15 protein-coding genes are annotated in these 17,088 nt (G+C 36.6%); 4 read left to right on the top strand and 11 right to left on the bottom strand.

The features are described 5' to 3' along the window. Window positions 1-13: 13 nt before the first annotated feature. A complete protein-coding gene (locus tag BM084_RS05170) occupies window positions 14-553 on the top strand; it encodes a thioredoxin family protein (protein WP_075325847.1) in 540 nt (179 codons plus the stop codon). An 80-nt stretch (window positions 554-633) separates the two neighbouring features. On the opposite strand, the gene BM084_RS05165 is transcribed toward BM084_RS05170, so the two are convergent. The 6 genes from BM084_RS05165 to surE all read right to left on the bottom strand — a co-directional run bounded on the left by BM084_RS05165 (window position 634) and on the right by surE (window position 5,529). Next, the gene (locus BM084_RS05165) at window positions 634-990 is read right to left on the bottom strand and encodes a hypothetical protein (RefSeq protein WP_083634142.1); all 357 of its coding nucleotides are present in this window, start codon (window positions 988-990) and stop codon (window positions 634-636) included. Next, window positions 953-2,680, bottom strand: a complete 1,728-nt coding sequence (locus tag BM084_RS05160) for a ComEC/Rec2 family competence protein (RefSeq protein WP_093303366.1) — start codon at window positions 2,678-2,680, stop codon at window positions 953-955. Before BM084_RS05160 ends, BM084_RS05165 begins: the two co-directional genes overlap by 38 nt. A 48-nt stretch (window positions 2,681-2,728) precedes the next feature. Further along, on the bottom strand, window positions 2,729-3,268 hold the full coding sequence (locus BM084_RS05155; RefSeq protein WP_093303364.1) for a C40 family peptidase: 540 nt from the start codon (window positions 3,266-3,268) through the stop codon (window positions 2,729-2,731). 3 nt (window positions 3,269-3,271) lie between these two features. Further along, on the bottom strand, window positions 3,272-4,387 hold the full coding sequence (gene lpxB / locus BM084_RS05150) for a lipid-A-disaccharide synthase (RefSeq protein WP_075325849.1): 1,116 nt from the start codon (window positions 4,385-4,387) through the stop codon (window positions 3,272-3,274). Window positions 4,388-4,472: 85 nt separating this feature from the next. After that, window positions 4,473-4,754 carry a hypothetical protein gene (locus BM084_RS05145; RefSeq protein ID WP_093303361.1) on the bottom strand — a complete coding sequence of 94 codons (282 nt, stop codon included), beginning with the start codon at window positions 4,752-4,754 and terminating at the stop codon, window positions 4,473-4,475. Continuing rightward, complete coding sequence (surE, locus tag BM084_RS05140; RefSeq protein ID WP_075325851.1) at window positions 4,747-5,529, bottom strand: 5'/3'-nucleotidase SurE; 783 nt, start codon at window positions 5,527-5,529, stop codon at window positions 4,747-4,749. The genes BM084_RS05145 and surE overlap by 8 nt, the downstream gene beginning before the upstream one ends. Window positions 5,530-5,675: 146 nt before the next feature. Here surE and BM084_RS05135 point away from each other — a divergent pair, with 146 nt between their 5' ends. Continuing rightward, a complete protein-coding gene (locus BM084_RS05135) occupies window positions 5,676-7,811 on the top strand; it encodes a carboxy terminal-processing peptidase (RefSeq protein ID WP_093303519.1) in 2,136 nt (711 codons plus the stop codon). 191 nt (window positions 7,812-8,002) lie between these two features. Here the strand turns inward: BM084_RS05135 and rodA are convergent, their stop codons facing one another. From rodA to purH, 5 genes are all read right to left on the bottom strand, one after another. Continuing rightward, entirely contained in the window at window positions 8,003-9,253 is a 1,251-nt protein-coding gene (rodA, locus tag BM084_RS05130; RefSeq protein ID WP_075325852.1) for a rod shape-determining protein RodA, read from the bottom strand. Beyond that, window positions 9,254-11,122 (bottom strand): penicillin-binding protein 2, encoded by a 1,869-nt coding sequence (mrdA, locus tag BM084_RS05125; protein ID WP_075325853.1) that lies wholly within the window; start codon window positions 11,120-11,122, stop codon window positions 9,254-9,256. It abuts the gene before it with no gap. A 492-nt stretch (window positions 11,123-11,614) separates the two neighbouring features. Further along, window positions 11,615-12,439 (bottom strand): rod shape-determining protein MreC, encoded by an 825-nt coding sequence (gene mreC, locus BM084_RS05115; RefSeq protein WP_075325855.1) that lies wholly within the window; start codon window positions 12,437-12,439, stop codon window positions 11,615-11,617. A gap of 13 nt (window positions 12,440-12,452) precedes the next feature. Continuing rightward, window positions 12,453-13,481, bottom strand: coding sequence for a rod shape-determining protein (locus BM084_RS05110; RefSeq protein WP_057482684.1), 1,029 nt, complete (start codon window positions 13,479-13,481; stop codon window positions 12,453-12,455). A 38-nt stretch (window positions 13,482-13,519) separates the two neighbouring features. Then, complete coding sequence (gene purH / locus BM084_RS05105; protein WP_075325856.1) at window positions 13,520-15,052, bottom strand: bifunctional phosphoribosylaminoimidazolecarboxamide formyltransferase/IMP cyclohydrolase; 1,533 nt, start codon at window positions 15,050-15,052, stop codon at window positions 13,520-13,522. 237 nt (window positions 15,053-15,289) lie between these two features. Between purH and BM084_RS05100 the strand changes: the two genes are divergently transcribed. Together BM084_RS05100 and BM084_RS05095 are read left to right on the top strand one after the other, a co-directional pair. Next, window positions 15,290-16,543, top strand: a complete 1,254-nt coding sequence (locus tag BM084_RS05100; RefSeq protein ID WP_093303359.1) for an ABC transporter permease — start codon at window positions 15,290-15,292, stop codon at window positions 16,541-16,543. A gap of 10 nt (window positions 16,544-16,553) precedes the next feature. Beyond that, the gene (locus BM084_RS05095) at window positions 16,554-17,087 is read left to right on the top strand and encodes a hypothetical protein (protein WP_093303356.1); all 534 of its coding nucleotides are present in this window, start codon (window positions 16,554-16,556) and stop codon (window positions 17,085-17,087) included. Window position 17,088: the final 1 nt, after the last annotated feature.

Below are 17,088 nucleotides of genomic sequence, written 5' to 3'. Positions count from 1 at the left end.
CTAAAAGCGATACATGATTAGAATAATTACCATATTTTTTCTGTTTATAGGAATTAATAGTCAAGCTCAGGAGATTAACTGGATGAGTATGAACGAGGCACTGGCAGCACAGGAAAAAGAACCAAAAAAGATATTTATGGATGCCTATACCGTATGGTGCGGCCCCTGTAAAATGTTAGATAAAAATACATTTACCAATTACGATGTAATCGAGTTTGTAAATGAAAATTATTACCCGGTAAAGTTTAATGCTGAAGGGCCTGAGGAAATTGATTTTAAAGGTCAGCTATTTAAAAATCCGCAATACGATCCTGAAAAGAAGACAAGAAGAAATTCTCCTCATCAATTGGCAAGGGCTTTAAAGATTACCGGCTATCCAAGCCTTGTTTTCTTTGATGAAGAAGCCAATTTAATTGCTCCTATTCCAGGGTATAGAACTCCACAACAGTTGGAGCTTTATTTAAAACTCTTTGCGGAAGATGAATATAAAAAAATGACTTCAAAAGAAGCTTTTGCAGATTACCAGGAGAATTTTGAAGGTTCTTTTGAGTAAAATATTTCGCTTCCGAGACTTTCACATCGTTTTAAGTCTCGATTACCGAGTAAAATTTAAGTGTTAGTTGATAGTGGGCCTTATGGTTCAGTAGAGATGCGAAAAGCCCCGTTTTTACCTGTATGGTGAAAACGGGTTTTTTGTTTTTTGGCGGTTTCTACCCAACGGGATACATAACTATGGTAGTTGCTTCCGTCGGCAACAATTATTTTTGGATTTAAACATCCAATTAGCCGTTCTAAATTGATTTTAGGAGAATTCCGAAGTAACACCAGGTCAGGCTTAAAATTGTTTAACTTGTAAACTCTAGTGCTATCGACAATTAAAACCATAGTTTCAGAAAATGCTAAAATATTCTGGATTTGCTTTTCTTCAATTTGATTGATATTCCGTCCGGTTTTATAATCTTTTAAACGGATTTTCCTCTTGAATTTCATTAGCTAAATTATGATATAAAATTAGCTTTTTATCTTTTTGAATACCTATCATAGTTTTTCTCGGCTTATGAAATACTATACTTTCTGAAGTTGAATTCTGCATTTTGCTATAGAGCATGCTGTTTTGAAATATTAGAATTCCGCAGAGAAAGAAAACAAGATTTCTGAAGCTTTTTTGATAGAGTAAAAGAATAAAAGAGATAATCAATAAATAGGCACTGAGGTTTTGCCAAATATTAAAGTGAATATCGGTAAACACAAACTCTTCTTTTCCCGCCACCCAGGATATAAATTGATTCATTAAACTGATGAGTTTTCCATAAGTTTCAGCGATAAAATTTGGCAGTAAATTCAGTAAAGAAAGTAGAATTACCAAAATGCTCAGTCCTAAAATAATTCCCAGTACCGGTAGCACAACCAAATTGGAAAGGAAAAATAAGCCCGGAAACTGATGAAAATAAAATAAACTTAAAGGTAAAACTCCAATTTGCGCTGCTATACTTACGCTTAATAATCCCCAGAAGTACTTTGTGATTTTAAATTTTGGTTGCCAGAGCTTAAATAATTTAGGCTGAATGGTAACAATTGCAAAAACCGCAAGATAACTCAGTTGAAAACCCACCTGAAATATGAAATAGGGATTTACAAGCAGTAAAATAAACAGCGAAATAAATAAACTGTTTAAAACACTGGTTTTTCGCCGCATTTGCATCCCGATAGGGATAAAAGAAAACATCGTTACGGCTCGAACCACTGATGGCGAAAGCCCGGCCAAAATTGCAAAGCCCCACATCAATATTATTAAAAGAATGGTTTTGAATATTAATCCGTTTTTGAAGTAATTGAAGGGTTTAAAAAGCCAGTTTAAAATGAGTAAAATAATCCCCACGTGAAGTCCCGAAACCGCTAGATTGTGAATGGCACCCGCGGCGGCATATTCTTCGTAGATTTCCTTTGAAATATCCTGTCTTTGCCCCAGCAATAAAGCCTGTATTATTGCAAGCTCATTTTTTTCTATTTTGGTTTCAGGGAGTTTTTTAATAATTTTTTCTCTCAATTTCGAGGCATAACTAACCGCAGATTCTTCCTTTTCGTTTATAATCTTTATTTCAGAATCGCCAACTTGTAACTGCTTTTCTACCCGTTGTTTCTGCATATAGTTTCGGTAATTGAAGCGATATGGATTTAGCGGTTCGGCAATATTTTTTAGTTTATAAGGAACAAGTAGTTTCATTCCCGGGACCAATTCTTTATTTATTGAATCTTTTGAAATACTCAATAGAATCTTTCCTTTTACTGCCCTTGAATTTTCCGTAGAAAAAATCTTTTCAACTTCAGCGAGATAGGGTTCGTTGTAAAGGTTTGGTTTAAGACTTTCGGTAATGCGAATTTGCATTATTCCAGCTTCAGAATCTTCAAGATGTATATAATGATTTGCCTGGTTATTGGGCTGGTGAAGAAAAGCTGTTGCAACTCCCAGGGTGAAAATTAAACTCCAGGTAATTATTCCGAAGAAAATATCATCAAATATTTGTTTACGTGCCCTTACAAAACCTGCAATGAAAAGAAGAAATAAACAACCAAAAAATGTAAAAAAAGCAGTGCCGGGAATTTTAAATGAAAATCCGGTGATTATTCCCAGGAATAGGAATAGAGAAAGTTTAATTATGGTGAAATTCAAAAATTGCATCCCTATTGTTTTTTGTAGGGCGGCAATTACTTTTGAAGATACTAAAAATTATAAAATTCGGCGAGCCATTACAAAAGTATCATTCCAATAAGGTTCTGAAAGTGAAGAAATAATAACTCCGCGAGAGGTGGAGGAGTGGATAAAATAAATATTGTCCCGTTCCTTTTCTACTACTAAACCAACGTGGTTAATTACTTTTCTGTTTTTGTTGGTTTCAAAAAACAATAAATCGCCGGGGGTTACCTCTTTTATATAAAGCCGTTCGCCTTCTAAAGACATGGCGCGGGAAGTTCTGGGAACAGCGATATCTTCTTCTAAAAACGCTGTAAATATGAGTCCGGAGCAATCCATTCCTCGTTTGGTAGTGCCGCCATACTTATAGCGCGTGCCTTCAAAAGTTTTGGCTTTAGATATGATGTTATAAACTTTTTTGTTTGCAGGTTCAATTTCAGTATTTCTTGAATCAGAAACTCTTTCAGAACGATTATCATCACTTTTAGTGGTAATAATCTTGGAGCGTGAGCTTCCGCAGGAAATAAGGCTTAGGATAAAAAAGCCTAAAAAAAGTGACTTAAAAACTTTCTGCATAGTTCAATTTTTAATCGCTTCTACAATAAGTTGAGCTGTTTTCTCGCTGGCGCCTTTTCCGCCCAGTTTTCTCTCCAGTTCAAAATAATCTTTAAAGATTCTCTTACGATTTTCTTCGTCCAGTATTTTCTTAAACTCTTTTTTTAGCGTTTTCGTATTAAAATCGTCCTGAATTAATTCTTTTACAACCTCCCGTTTCATAATAAGATTTACCAAAGAAATATAATCAAGGTTTACTATTCGGCGAGCAATTTGGTAAGAAATATAGTTGCCTTTATAGCAAACCACTTCAGGAATTTTAAATAATGCGGTTTCTAAGGTTGCCGTGCCCGAGGTTACCATAGCAGCGTGCGAGAGGCTAAGTATATCGTAAGTTCTGTTCATTATTAATTTTATATTTTTTTGCTTAATAAAGGGAGCGTAGAACTCTGCATCCTGGCTGGGAGCACCGGCAATTACAAATTGATATTCAGGGAAATTTGGGGTAATACTTAACATAACCTCCAGCATTTTTGAAATTTCCTGTTTTCGGCTTCCGGGTAATACTGCAATTATTGGCCTATCGTCTAATTGATATTCTTCTTTTACTGCCTTTACATCGGGAAGATCTTTTTGGCCAATGGCATCAATAAGCGGGTGGCCTACAAAATGAACGGGGAAATTATGTTTTTCTTCATAAAATTCTTTTTCAAAAGGCAGGATTACGTACATATAATCTATATCGCGCTTTATTGCCTGAATTCGGTTTTCTTTCCAGGCCCAAATTTGCGGAGAAATGTAGAAATGTGTCTGGTAACCCTCCTTTTTTGCCCATTTAGCAATTCTTAAATTGAAGCCGGGATAATCTATAAAAATAATGGCGTCTGGATTAAAAGCGCTAATATCTTTTTTGCAAAACGAAATATTACTTAAAATGGTTTTTAAGTTAAAAAGTACTTCGGCAAAACCCATAAAAGCAAGTTCCCGGTAATGTTTTACCAGTTCACCTCCCTGCGCCTGCATAAGATCACCACCCCAAAACCTAAATTCAGCTTCGGGATCGGTTTGTTTTAAAGCGCGCATTAGATTAGAAGCGTGAAGATCTCCAGAAGCTTCTCCTGCTATTATGTAATATTTCATATTTATAAAATTTATCCCAGTTTTGGCATTGAACACAAACTTATAATTATTACCAATTTTCGGGTTCAGTAGCAGCTGATTTCATTTAAACTATTTTTGTAATGAAAATGGTAATTGCTGCTATAATACTAGCCAAAAGTACACCTCTTGCGTGATAGATTTGTTTTTTTCTAAGGAAGACGAAAAAGGGTAGAAAATTTAAAATAGCTCCCAGAGCAATGAGCTTGCCAATATAACCTTCAGCAATTGCATCGTCTAGCGTTTCGTCTATTCCCATTTCTGAAAAAAGTAGGATATAAAGAAAAATGCCACAAATATTGGCAGAAATTCCGGTTAAGAATCCTATAAAAATATTTTGCTTAATCATTAAGTTCCCAATTATTTAAATCGTCTAAAAAGTGATGGGCCGTGAGATCAAATTGTACGGGAACTACCGATACATACCCTTTTTCAAGCGCCCATTCATCGGTGTCTTCGCCTTTATCTTTATTCACAAATTTCCCCGTAAGCCAGTAATATTCACGTCCCTGCGGATTGGTTCTTTTATCAAATTCTTCTTCCCATTGTGCGTTGGCCTGCCGGCAAACTTTCATTCCTTTAATTTCTGAAGCGGGAAGTTTTGGAATATTTACATTTAAAACTACCCCTTTTGGAAGTCCGTTTTTAATAACATTTCTGGTAATGGCTTTTACATATTTCCTGGCAGGTTCAAAATCGGCATTTAACGAGTAATCTAATAATGAAAATCCAATAGCGGGAATTCCTTCTACACCAGCTTCTACAGCAGCACTCATAGTCCCCGAATAAATTACGTTTATAGAAGAATTTGAACCATGGTTAATTCCGCTTACACAAAGATCTGGTTTCCTGTGCAAGATTTCCTGGGTAGCAATTTTCACACAGTCTGCGGGAGTGCCCGAGCAGCTGTATTCTTTATGCTTATAATTTTCCTTAATAGTAACCTGTTCGCAAAATAAAGTATCGCTAATGGTTATAGCGTGTCCCATTCCGCTTTGTGGGCTATCTGGTGCCACTACTACTACATCACCCAGTTCTTTCATTACCTCAATTAAAGTCCTTATTCCGGGAGCGGTAATACCATCGTCATTAGTAACCAGTATTAATGGTTTTTTCTTTGTCATAGCCTATTTTTTATAGGAGCTAAAATAGTAATTTCAAGAAGAAACCTTATCTTAGTAGTTTAACAAATTATTATTACCTGTTAGCTTTATTGGCACAATTTTTAATGTATTTTGGGGAGCTGTTAATGATGAAATTTATGTTATTTATGAAAAAGAATTTTAAAATCCTGGTGGTAGTGCTTTTAATGGCTGCTACTTCCTGTAGTTTTACTACTAAAAAATTCGACGATCCTAATAAAGACAAACTTCTTATAGATCTTATTACCTATGTGCTTAATGAAGGGCACTATGATGCAAGAGAGATTAATGATGAATTTTCTGAAGGGGTTTACGATAAGTACCTTGGTGGCCTGGATGGTTCTAAGCGCTTCTTCTATGCCAGTGATGTTGAAGAGTTTAATGAATACAGGGATAAAATAGACGACCAGATTAAGAAAAAGGAAATTGGCTTTTTTGATCTTACTTATAATAGACTTCAAAAACGGTCTGAAGAGGCACGAAAAATCTACAAAGAAATCCTTGAAAAACCTTTCGATTTTTCTGAAGCTGAAGATATAAATACAGACTTTTCTGAAGCTGAGTATGTATCTTCAAAAAAAGAACTAAAGGAGCGTTGGAGAAAACAACTTAAATTTTCTACTCTTATCACTTATCACGATAAAGTTGAGGAAGAGGAAATGAAAAAAGAAGAAGACTCTGAATATGAAATGAAATCTAAAGAAGAACTTGAAAAAGAAGCCAGGGAGGTGACTTTAAGTTCTTTAGACGAATATTACGATTTCACAGATGATTTGGAGCGTAAAGATTACTTTTCAGTTTATTTAAATGCTATTGTAGAATCTTTTGATCCTCATACACTATATTTCGCACCACAGGATAAGGACAGGTTTGATATTGCAATGTCTGGAAAACTGGAAGGAATTGGCGCCCGTCTTCAAAAGAAAAGCGACAATATTACCGTAACCGAAGTTATATCTGGTGGTCCTGCCTGGAGAAGTGAAGAACTTTCTGAAGGAGATGAGATATTAAAAGTACAGCAGGAAGATGAAGAAGACCCTGTGAGTATTGTAGGAATGCGCCTGGAAGATGCGGTGGATCTGATTAAAGGCCCAAAAGATTCTAAAGTTACCCTAACAGTTCGTAAAAAGTTAATGGGTAATATTGAAGAAATCACTTTAACGCGTGACATTGTTGAAATTGAAGAAACCTATGCTAAAACTGCTATGGTTGAGCAGGAAGGGAAGAATTTTGGGATAATAAATTTGCCGAAATTCTACTTTAATATGGAAGATTATGAAGAGCGAAATGCTGCTTCAGATATCAAAAAGGATATCATTCGTTTAAAAGAAAAAAATATGGACGGCCTTGTGCTGGACCTTAGAAATAACGGTGGAGGCTCTTTAAAAACAGTAGTAGATATTGCCGGACTTTTTATTGAAGAAGGGCCAATTGTTCAGGTTAAATCTAACGGACAGAGAAAAGATGTACTTTCAGATGAAGATCCGTCTGTACTGTGGGATGGTCCTTTAGTTATTCTTGTAAACGAACTTTCAGCTTCGGCTTCAGAAATTCTGGCGGCTGCAATGCAAGACTATAAGCGTGCAATTATTATAGGAAGTAAACAAACCTATGGTAAGGGAACCGTACAAAATGTGATAGATCTTAACCGTTGGTTAAGAAGTAATGAATTTGGAGATGTTGGTGCACTTAAACTTACTACTCAAAAGTTTTATAGAGTTAATGGTGGTTCTACCCAGTTAGAAGGGGTGAAAAGTGATGTGGTGGTGCCAGATCGTTATAGTTTTGTAGATATTGGCGAGAAAGACCAGGATAATCCATTACCGTGGGATAAAATAGATCCTGCTAAATATGAAGTTTGGGATGGTTATGTAGATTTTGAAAAAACTATTGCAAACAGTAAAGACCGAATGAACGCTAATGAGCAGTTAAAGCGTATTGAACAACATGCTAAATGGATTAAAGACCAAAGTGAAAATAGTGCACATTCCCTTAATTTTGAAGAATACGCGGCAACCGCTGAAAGAAATCAGGAAATGGCAAAAAGCTTTGATTCTATAAATGATTATAAAACCAATCTGACATTTACTTCTTTACCCTATGAAGAAAAGATGTTTGAAAACGATACTATTCTAAAAGAAAAGAGAGATCGTTGGCATAAGAATTTAAGTAGGGATGTTTACGTTGAAGAAGCAATTCACGTACTATCTGATATGCGAAAAAATAATATTAGAGAAGATAAATTAGCGAAAGTAAGAGACTAGTTTTCTTCTAAAAAGGTAAAAGCGCTTCAGCAATGAGGCGCTTTTTTTATGTGATAATTAATTAACTGAAGAAATCTGAGTAAGCTTTATTACCAAAAAGTTTAAATTTGCTGTATGCTGAAAAGAAAATATATTTATCCGCTAATCATTCTGGCAGTTGCCGCTGCTTTATTGTTAGCAGAGCGATGTAATTAGAAAGACATCCTGTCTGAATCCAGTTTGACAAAAATAAATAGGAGAATTGTAAATGCCCAAAGTCCTGAACCTCCATAACTTAAAAATGGTAAGGGAATTCCAACTGTAGGAAAAATGCCTATAACCATGCCAATATTTACAAGGAAGTGCATAAAGATTATTCCTATTACCCCATAACCGTAAACCCGGTTAAAAGTTGAACGCTGTCGCTCTGCCATATAAAGTAGACGCAACATAAGCAGTATAAACAGGGCAAGAATAAACGTGCTTCCTAAAAAGCCCCATTCTTCACCTACCGTGCTAAAAATATAATCGGTATGTTGTTCAGGCACAAAATGACCTTTGGTTTGAGTTCCTTCTGTCCAGCCTTTTCCGAATAATCCGCCGCTGCCTATTGCAATTTCACTTTGGTTAGTATTATAACCAATACCACGAGAATCTACTTCTTTGCCTAATACAATATTAAATCTATCCCGGTGATGCTGTTTAAAAACATTCTCAAATACATAATTTACTGAAAGCGAAAATCCAACTGCAACCGCTGCAAAAAATAAATATTTTAAAATGTTAGGTCTTCTTTTTCGGTTTTTAAGATAAACCAGTATTGCAATTAGTAATATTCCGCCAATTACCCACAAGGGGCCGAATGCCAGTGTGGCTACAAAAAGAATAGCAGCGAAAAACCCGAGTAACAAATAAGCAAAATGCAGTCCCTCCCTGTACAGTGCAAATGCAAATGAAAAATAGACCATTGCACTACCTGCATCGGGCTGTAAGAGCACTAAGATCATTGGCAGGGCAATAATTAAAAATACTCGTAATTGATGCTTAAAATCTTTAATATTGGTTTGTATACCACTTAGATATTTTGCTACGGCCAAAGCGGTGGCTGCTTTTGCAAATTCTGCAGGTTGAATACTAACTGAGCCAATTTGGTACCATGCAGTCTGCCCGGCAATGGTGCTTCCAAAAACAAATAATCCTGCTAAGCTTAAAAGGCTTGTGGCATAAATTACACTAGAAAACCGCTGGTAAAATTTTGCTTCAATTGAAAGGATTAGAATAATAAGGAAGATGCTTAATGCTATAAAAAGGGCCTGCCTGCTATAAGGAGCGTCCATATTAAAAAAATCAATAGGGCTGCCGGAGCCCAGAGACGCCGAGTAAATATTGGCCCATCCAAAGCCTACTAATAAAAGGTAAATTAATATAGTAATCCAATCAAATCCTGCTACGCTTTTACTCATTTACCTATTTATTATAAAAGGTTCTCCACTTAATGGTTTTGCGTACTCTTCTTCAAGACTGTGGCTTAAAATCCAGTCTTCCATATCTGTTCTGGTAATTTCTTTTTTAATATATTTTTCAACCATTAAGCTAGCAATTCTTCCGGCATAACGGCTTCCCCAATATCCGTTTTCCACAAATACTGCAATAGCTATCTTTGGATTGTCTACCGGTGCAAAAGCTACAAAAATAGAGTGGTCTGTAAGTTGGGTGCGTTTCCCATCAATTTTTGTAAAGTTTTCTGCGGTACCTGTTTTACCAGCGATTTCAATTCCGGGGATTTGCAGACTTCTAGCAGTACCATTTTTGTAAACCTGGTGCATACCTTCAACTACAGGGTCGAAATGTTTGGAGTCTACCGTTGTGATGTTTTTTACTGTAAATTTCTCTTCTTTTATAGGATCACCTTCTACAGCTTTTAAAATATGGGGAGTGTAGTACCATCCACGGTTTGCAATAGTAGCCGTCATATTTGCGAGTTGAATGGGCGTCATTAAAACTTCTCCCTGGCCAATGGCATTAGATATTGTTGCCGTAGAATACCATTTGTATGTTGGGTAATTATAAATTCGGTTATAATAATCGGCATCAGGAATTTTACCCGGTCTCCCTGTACTAAGATCATTTCCCATAAACTGACCAAGGCCAAAACTTTTTAAATGTGCATTCCAGGTATCAATCCCTTCTTGTGGGGTGGGAAATTTTTCTATTGTTTTTCTATAAACCTGTGCGAAATAAGAATTACAGGAGTTTGCGATACCCGGCACTAGATCCAGGGGGCTGGGATGAGCATGGCAACCCAAAGGACGCCTGGCTCCGTAATTATAACCGTTGTTGCATGAAAACCTGTCTTCGGTATCTATTACCCCTTCCTGCAGCCCAATTAAACCGGTTAAAGCTTTAAAAGGAGATCCGGGAGGGTATTCTGCCAAAAGTCCGCGATCATAAAGTGGTTGTGCAATAGAATCATAATATAGCCTGGTGTAATTTGGAGATCTTTTTCGGCCAACTAATAAAGCAGGGTCGTAATTAGGCGCAGTTACCAGGGAAAGAATTTCGCCACTTGCCGGCTCTATAGCTACAATTCCACCTCGTTTGTTTTCCATTAGTTTTTCGCCATACGCCTGTAATTCGGCATCTAAAGTGATATGTATATCTTTTCCTTTAGTGGGAAGCGTATCGTAAATACCGTCTTTATAAGGGCCAATGTCCCTGTTAAACCTATCTTTTTGAATGTATTTTACACCCTTTTCCCCACGCAGTAATTCTTCGTAAACTTTTTCTACGCCGCTTCTTCCAATAAGGTCACCAGAAATATAATACGGATCTTCATTAACTTTTTTCTGATTCACCTGCGCGATATAGCCTAAAACATTGGCACTATGATCTACCTGGTAATCTCTTAACGAACGTTTTTGAATATAAAAACCTTCATATTTTCGCATTTTTTCCTGTAAATAAGCGTATTCCGATTTTGTTAATTGCGGAATAATTACTGACGGAAGAATAGGAGAGTAGATTTTGGCCTTATCTAAACGGCGCCCTAATTCCTTTGGATCTATACTTAGAATTTCGCAGAATTCAGTAGTATCAAAAGGTTTAAGATTGCGTGGAATGGCCATCACATCGTAAGATGGTTGGTTAGAAACCATCAACTTCCCATTTCGGTCTGAAATATAACCTCGCTGCGGATAATCGTACACCACTTCAATAGCATTATCCTGAGATCTTACCGCAAAAGAATCGTCCATTATTTGCAAATAGAACAACCGGGCAAGAAAAATAATGCCGGTGGTAAGAATAATAATGTAAAGAAGTAATTTTCTCATCTATATTTTTTACTGAAAACAATAAGGCTTAGCATAATAGTAATAACACTGAAGATCCCTGAAAATAACGTTTTTTTGAGGACTATTATTATATGACTAAAGCTGAACATTTCCAAGAAAAACAAGATAAAATGATGAATTATAATACTGATAAAAATATAGCTTAATCTGGCTCCAAAAGGTGTTGTGGAAAGCCTTAAATTTTGATGATCATAGCTTATTCCAAAAGAAAATCGAAGCAAATTTGGCCTAATAAAAGCAATAACCACACAAGCTGCCGCATGAACGCCGCCGCTGTCTTCAAAAAGATCTATACTAAAGCCTAATAAAAAAGACAGTATTAAAAATAAACTCTGATTTGCATTAAATGGATAAAGTAAAATAAATAATACATAAAGGTAAGGATTTATATAGCCCAGGAAATTAATATTGTTAAGTATTAGTACCTGTATAAATACTAATCCTACAAACCTGATTATATTTTTTAAAATACTATTGTTCATCTTCCTTCTCTAATTCCAGTATTTCTTCCCGGTCCAGGTTTTCAATTACATATACATAACCAATGTTGGTCATATCATTAAAAAGCCTAACATTAATATTGTAATAACTCTGGCTTTGGTCCAGTTTAAAATTTTCTACACTACCAATGGGAATCCCTTCAGGAAAAATTAAAGATTTTCCCCCAGTGACTATGGTATCTCCTTCTTTTACGGGTGCCTGTCGTGGCACATCTACCAGCTGAACGATATTAGGATTTTTACCATCCCAGATTAAACTCCCAAAATGATTGGTTTTATTTAACTGTGCGTTAATTTGAGAATCTGAATTTAATATGGAAATTACTCGCGAGAATCTGCTGTTCACACGGTCTACAATTCCAATTACTCCCTTACTTGTTATAACCCCGAACTCAGATTTTATACCGGCTTCTTTTCCCTGGTTTAAGGTTAGAAAATTGTTGGGTTTGGCATAGTTGTTATTAATAACCCTCGCGGTTCTAAAATAGTACGTGCCATCAAAACTGGTGGTATCGGTATAATTTTCTACCGAAATGGTATCGTTTAAATTGGTCAATACGTTACGCAGCTGCTTATTTTCTTCCATTAAGCGCTCGTTGTACTCGTCTAAATGCATGTACTTGTCAAAATCGTTGGCCCAGGAATAGATGCCGCCGGTAAGTACGTTTGCCGAGCTTATAAAACTACTTTTATGAAAAGAATGGGTTTGAATGGTAAAGAATACAGCTAATGCAAGCAGAAACAGGAATAGGATATTATTCTTATTCCGAATAAGAAAATTAAAAATTTGCTGCATAAAACTACTTCTCCTACTTTATCAAAATTCCCTTATAACGATTAAGGGTCTTTAAGCATATTCCGGTTCCTCTTACTACGGCTCTTAATGGATCTTCGGCGATATAAACCGGAAGATCGGTTTTTTGAGATAGCCTTTTATCCAATCCTCTAAGCATAGATCCACCACCGGCAAGATAAATACCGGTATTGTAAATATCGGCTGCAAGCTCTGGAGGGGTTTGAGATAAGGTTTCCATTACCGCGTCTTCAATCCTTAAAATAGACTTATCTAAGGCTTTGGCAATTTCACGATAAGAAATGTTTACCTGCTTGGGTTTTCCTGTTAAAAGGTCACGTCCCTGCACGCTCATTTCTTCTGGCGGAACTTCTAAATCTTCAGTCGCTGCACCAATCTGTATTTTTATTTTTTCAGCAGTACGCTCTCCAACATATAAGTTGTGCTGCGTACGCATATAATAAACAATATCATTAGTAAATACATCACCGGCAATTTTAACCGATTTATCACAAACAATTCCACCAAGGGCAATTACCGCGATTTCAGTAGTACCACCACCTATATCTACGATCATATTTCCTTTAGGCTGCATAATATCTACGCCAATACCAATGGCAGCAGCCATAGGCTCGTGAATAAGGTAAACCTCTTTCCCATTCACACGCTCTGCACTTTCTTTTACCGCACGCATTTCAACTTCTGTAATTCCAGATGGAATACAAATCACCATTCTAAGGGCCGGTGTGAACATTTTCTTTTTAAGCGCCGGAATTTCTTTAATGAACATAGTGAGCATTTTCTCACTGGCATCAAAATCTGCAATTACCCCATCTTTTAATGGGCGAATGGTTTTTATGTTTTCATGGGTTTTTCCCTGCATCATTGCAGCTTCTTTCCCTACTGCGGTTATTTTTCCCGTAGTACGGTCTCGTGCAACAATAGAGGGGCTGTCTACCACCACTTTATCATTATGAATAATAAGGGTGTTGGCAGTTCCTAAATCTATCGCTATTTCTTCAATGAGAAAGTCAAAAAATCCCATGCTTTGTTTGGTATTGAGGTTTGGTAAATGTAATAAAATTAATGTTTAAAATGGCGTGTTCCCGTCATCACCATAGCTATATTATTTTCGTTGCAATAATCTATACTTAACTGATCTTTTATAGATCCCCCGGGCTGGATTACTGCTGAAATTCCTGCGTTACCTGCAATCTCTACACAATCTGGAAACGGGAAAAACGCGTCGCTAGCCATAACCGCTCCCTTTAAATCGAATTTAAAAGATCTCGCTTTCTCTATGCTGTGTGTTAAAGCATCCACACGAGAAGTTTGCCCGGTGCCGCTGGCGCATAATTGTTTGTTTTTTGCTAAAACGATGGTATTCGATTTTGTATGCTTGCAAATTTTTGAAGCAAACAACAAGTCAGATAACTCGGCATCTGTTGGTTTATTGTTTGTAGCCTCTTTTAAATCTTCAAGCGCATCAGTTTTGTTGTCTTTATCCTGTACCAAAACACCGTTCAAACAAGTTCTAACCTGTTTCTGCGGAAGTTCAGTTTCTTTCTGAGTCAATAAAATCCTGTTCTTTTTTCCTTTCAGAATTTCTTCGGCCTCCTTAGAGAAAGAAGGGGCGATAACCACTTCACAGAATAATTTATGAATTTCTTCAGCTGTAGTTTTATCAATTTCAACATTGCTAATTAAAACTCCTCCAAAAGCAGAAACAGGATCACCCGCCAACGCATCTACATAAGCCTGGTGAACCGTGTCGCGTTGAGCTAGACCACAAGCATTATTGTGCTTTAAAATCGCAAAAGTTGGTGCTTCGCCTTTAAATTCGTTGATGAGGTTTACCGCAGCATCAACATCTAATAAGTTGTTGTAAGAGAGTTCTTTTCCGTGCAGTTTTTCAAACATCGCATCAAAATCTCCGTAAAAAGTTCCCTGCTGATGTGGGTTTTCACCATAGCGTAATTCTTTTCCGGTTTGGATACTTGTTTTATAAGCTTTTACTTCGCCTTCAGCATTAAAATAGTTGAAGATTGCCGTATCATAGTGTGAGGAAATATTAAAAGCTTTTCCGGCAAAAAGTTTACGATCTGCAAGGCTGGTATCTCCATTTTTTTCGTCCAGTAAATTTTCAAAATCCTTATAATCTTCTACCGAAGAAACACAAAGCACATCTTTAAAGTTCTTTGCAGCGGCGCGAATAAGCGAAATGCCGCCAATATCTATTTTTTCAATAATATCCTGTTCTGAAGCTCCCGAAGCAACGGTTTTTTCAAATGGATAAAGGTCTACAATCACAATGTCTATCTGCGGAATTTCGTATTCTGCAAGTTCTTTTACGTCACCTTCATTATCCTGCCTGTTCAAAATTCCTCCAAAAACTTTTGGGTGGAGCGTTTTTACCCTTCCGCCTAAAATTGAAGGATAAGAAGTTACATCTTCTACAGGTACAACTTCAATTCCAAGATCTTTTATAAATTTTTCGGTGCCACCAGTAGAGTAAATGGTGATTCCCAGGTTGTTAAGTTTTTTTACAATAGGTTCCAGGCCTTCTTTGCTGAATACAGATATTAAAGCAGATTTTGCTTTTTTTAAGTCGCTCATTGTGTTGTGTTTGTTAAAGTGGCAAAAGTAAGTATTTAACCCAAAAACATAAAAGGCATTTACTTTATTTATCCAGAAATTTTGTAACGAAATTTAAACCCGGGCGTCATACCACTAAGCACATAAAAATCCGGGCTTTATTTACTCGATATCCTGGTATTTATATGTGCCCGGCTGGCAGAATGTTTTAATTTACAATTTAATGCTCCGTGGTTCTGTCCCCGAGCTTTATTTATTATGCTGATATATCTACGCGTACTTAGGGAAAGTTTTAATTTTGCGATAAACGCGCTAAAAAATAATAAGCTAAGAACATTTCTTTCTTTGCTGGGGGTTACTATTGGAATTTTTTCCATTATAGGCGTTCTTGCTGCAGTAGATTCTTTAGAACGTGAAATTAAAGGAAGTTTAAGCGCTTTAGATAACAGCACCATTGTGGTAATGCGTTTTTCTTTTGGCCCCACCGATGTGCCGCAATGGAAACGCCAGCAGTTTCCAGATGTTTCTTACGATGAATATCAATACCTGAAACGAAATCTTCCCAATACCGAATCTATAAGTTTTACAATTGGCGTTCCCGATGAATCTATAAAATATCAGGATGTTACCAGTACCGGTGTTGGAGTTGGCGCTATTACCCACGAATATTACGATATTGAAGCCCTGGAACTGGAAGAAGGTAGGTTTTTTAACGAATCTGAGTCAGTAAGTGGTTCTCCGGTAATTGTGTTAGGGCACGAAATAGCAAATAATCTTTTTGGTGGACTTAATCCTCTTGGTAAGGAAGTGCGTTTATATGGCAGAAAGCTTACCGTTATTGGTGTGCTTAAAAAGCAAGGAGCTAGCTTATTTGGTGGCTCCAGGGATGGCCAGGTGTTCGTTCCTGCAAATATTGTGAGAAGAGTTTATGGAGATAATAATAAGGGTGTTTTCCCGCAATTAATTTTAAAGCCAGAAGATGATGTTGATAATGCCGAATATATGGCAGTCTTAGAACAACAGCTTAGAAATTACCGCGGAATAAAACCTGGCGATATCAATAACTTTTTTATAAATCAACTTCAGGGTTTTGCCGATTTAATAGATAATATTACCGGTCAGCTGAATTTTATAGGATTAATAATTAGCGGATTTTCATTACTCGTGGGCGGTTTTGGAATAGCCAATATTATGTTTGTAAGCGTAAAAGAGCGAACCAATTTAATTGGAATTCAGAAATCTTTGGGAGCCAAAAATAAATTTATTCTCTTTCAATTTTTATTTGAAGCGGTAATCCTGGCTGTTATTGGCGGTCTGGTAGGATTGGGATTGGTTTGGTTGGTTTCTATCGCGGCTTCGCAATTTACCGGCGACTTTGAGTTTGTGCTTTCTTCCTGGAATATGTTTGTTGGCTTTGCAGTCTCAGCAGTAATCGGGTTAATTTCGGGAATAATTCCGGCAATTTCGGCTTCAAAATTAGATCCGGTAGAAGCTATTAGAACAGGAATGTAAAATTCAAGAAATGAAATTAAAATTTAAAGTATTCTATGTTTTAATCTGTCTTTTTACCGCATCAGTTGCCGTTGCCCAAGACGGTTTGATTCTTACTGCTGAAGAAAATAAGGAATGGATAGAAAGTCTTAAAGCTGAAGAAAAACTCAAACAACAATTAAATTCCTTGCAAAAGCGAATAATGGCAGATACAGCCGTAAACTCATCCTCGCATTTTATATGCTTCACAGGCCTTTCTTCCGAAAGGCGAAAAGAAATAGAAGCTAAAACAAAAGCTGAAAAACCAGGTAAAGACTTACATTCTCGTCACCGGCCTATATATCAATTCGTCAATAACGAAGAAGTAATTTATCTTAGCTCCATAAAAGGAAAAACAGCAGAAAATCTGCAAGAATTTCTTACAACCAAAAAGGTTTCTGCTTTGGAAATATATTATGATCAGCCCGAGAACGTTCTATATGGCGTGCGCGGTGAAAGTGGGGCGATTTTAATTAAAATAAAAGAGCAAAAAACTTTTGATTGTTTACAACAATTACTGCTTTAAG

It is taken from the genome of Salegentibacter agarivorans (genome assembly GCF_900113135.1).
Classification (GTDB): Bacteria; Bacteroidota; Bacteroidia; order Flavobacteriales; family Flavobacteriaceae; genus Salegentibacter; species Salegentibacter agarivorans.
The sequence above is the reverse complement of the archived record's forward strand: the minus strand, read 5'-3'. Positions and strand labels throughout refer to the sequence as shown.

Excerpts from the sequence above, each read along its gene's own strand:
- BM084_RS05110 (WP_057482684.1), bottom strand. The coding sequence starts at position 13,481 with ATGGGATTTTTTGACTTTCTCATTGAAGAAATAGCGATAGATTTAGGA.
- BM084_RS05160 (WP_093303366.1), bottom strand. The coding sequence starts at position 2,680 with ATGCAATTTTTGAATTTCACCATAATTAAACTTTCTCTATTCCTATTC.
- BM084_RS05100 (WP_093303359.1), top strand. The coding sequence starts at position 15,290 with ATGCTGATATATCTACGCGTACTTAGGGAAAGTTTTAATTTTGCGATA.
- BM084_RS05095 (WP_093303356.1), top strand. The coding sequence starts at position 16,554 with ATGAAATTAAAATTTAAAGTATTCTATGTTTTAATCTGTCTTTTTACC.
- BM084_RS05165 (WP_083634142.1), bottom strand. The coding sequence starts at position 990 with ATGAAATTCAAGAGGAAAATCCGTTTAAAAGATTATAAAACCGGACGG.
- BM084_RS05145 (WP_093303361.1), bottom strand. The coding sequence starts at position 4,754 with ATGATTAAGCAAAATATTTTTATAGGATTCTTAACCGGAATTTCTGCC.
- mreC (WP_075325855.1), bottom strand. The coding sequence starts at position 12,439 with ATGCAGCAAATTTTTAATTTTCTTATTCGGAATAAGAATAATATCCTA.
- BM084_RS05170 (WP_075325847.1), top strand. The coding sequence starts at position 14 with ATGATTAGAATAATTACCATATTTTTTCTGTTTATAGGAATTAATAGT.
- BM084_RS05135 (WP_093303519.1), top strand. The coding sequence starts at position 5,676 with ATGAAAAAGAATTTTAAAATCCTGGTGGTAGTGCTTTTAATGGCTGCT.
- purH (WP_075325856.1), bottom strand. The coding sequence starts at position 15,052 with ATGAGCGACTTAAAAAAAGCAAAATCTGCTTTAATATCTGTATTCAGC.
- surE (WP_075325851.1), bottom strand. The coding sequence starts at position 5,529 with ATGACAAAGAAAAAACCATTAATACTGGTTACTAATGACGATGGTATT.
- rodA (WP_075325852.1), bottom strand. The coding sequence starts at position 9,253 with ATGAGTAAAAGCGTAGCAGGATTTGATTGGATTACTATATTAATTTAC.
- lpxB (WP_075325849.1), bottom strand. The coding sequence starts at position 4,387 with ATGAAATATTACATAATAGCAGGAGAAGCTTCTGGAGATCTTCACGCT.
- mrdA (WP_075325853.1), bottom strand. The coding sequence starts at position 11,122 with ATGAGAAAATTACTTCTTTACATTATTATTCTTACCACCGGCATTATT.
- BM084_RS05155 (WP_093303364.1), bottom strand. The coding sequence starts at position 3,268 with ATGCAGAAAGTTTTTAAGTCACTTTTTTTAGGCTTTTTTATCCTAAGC.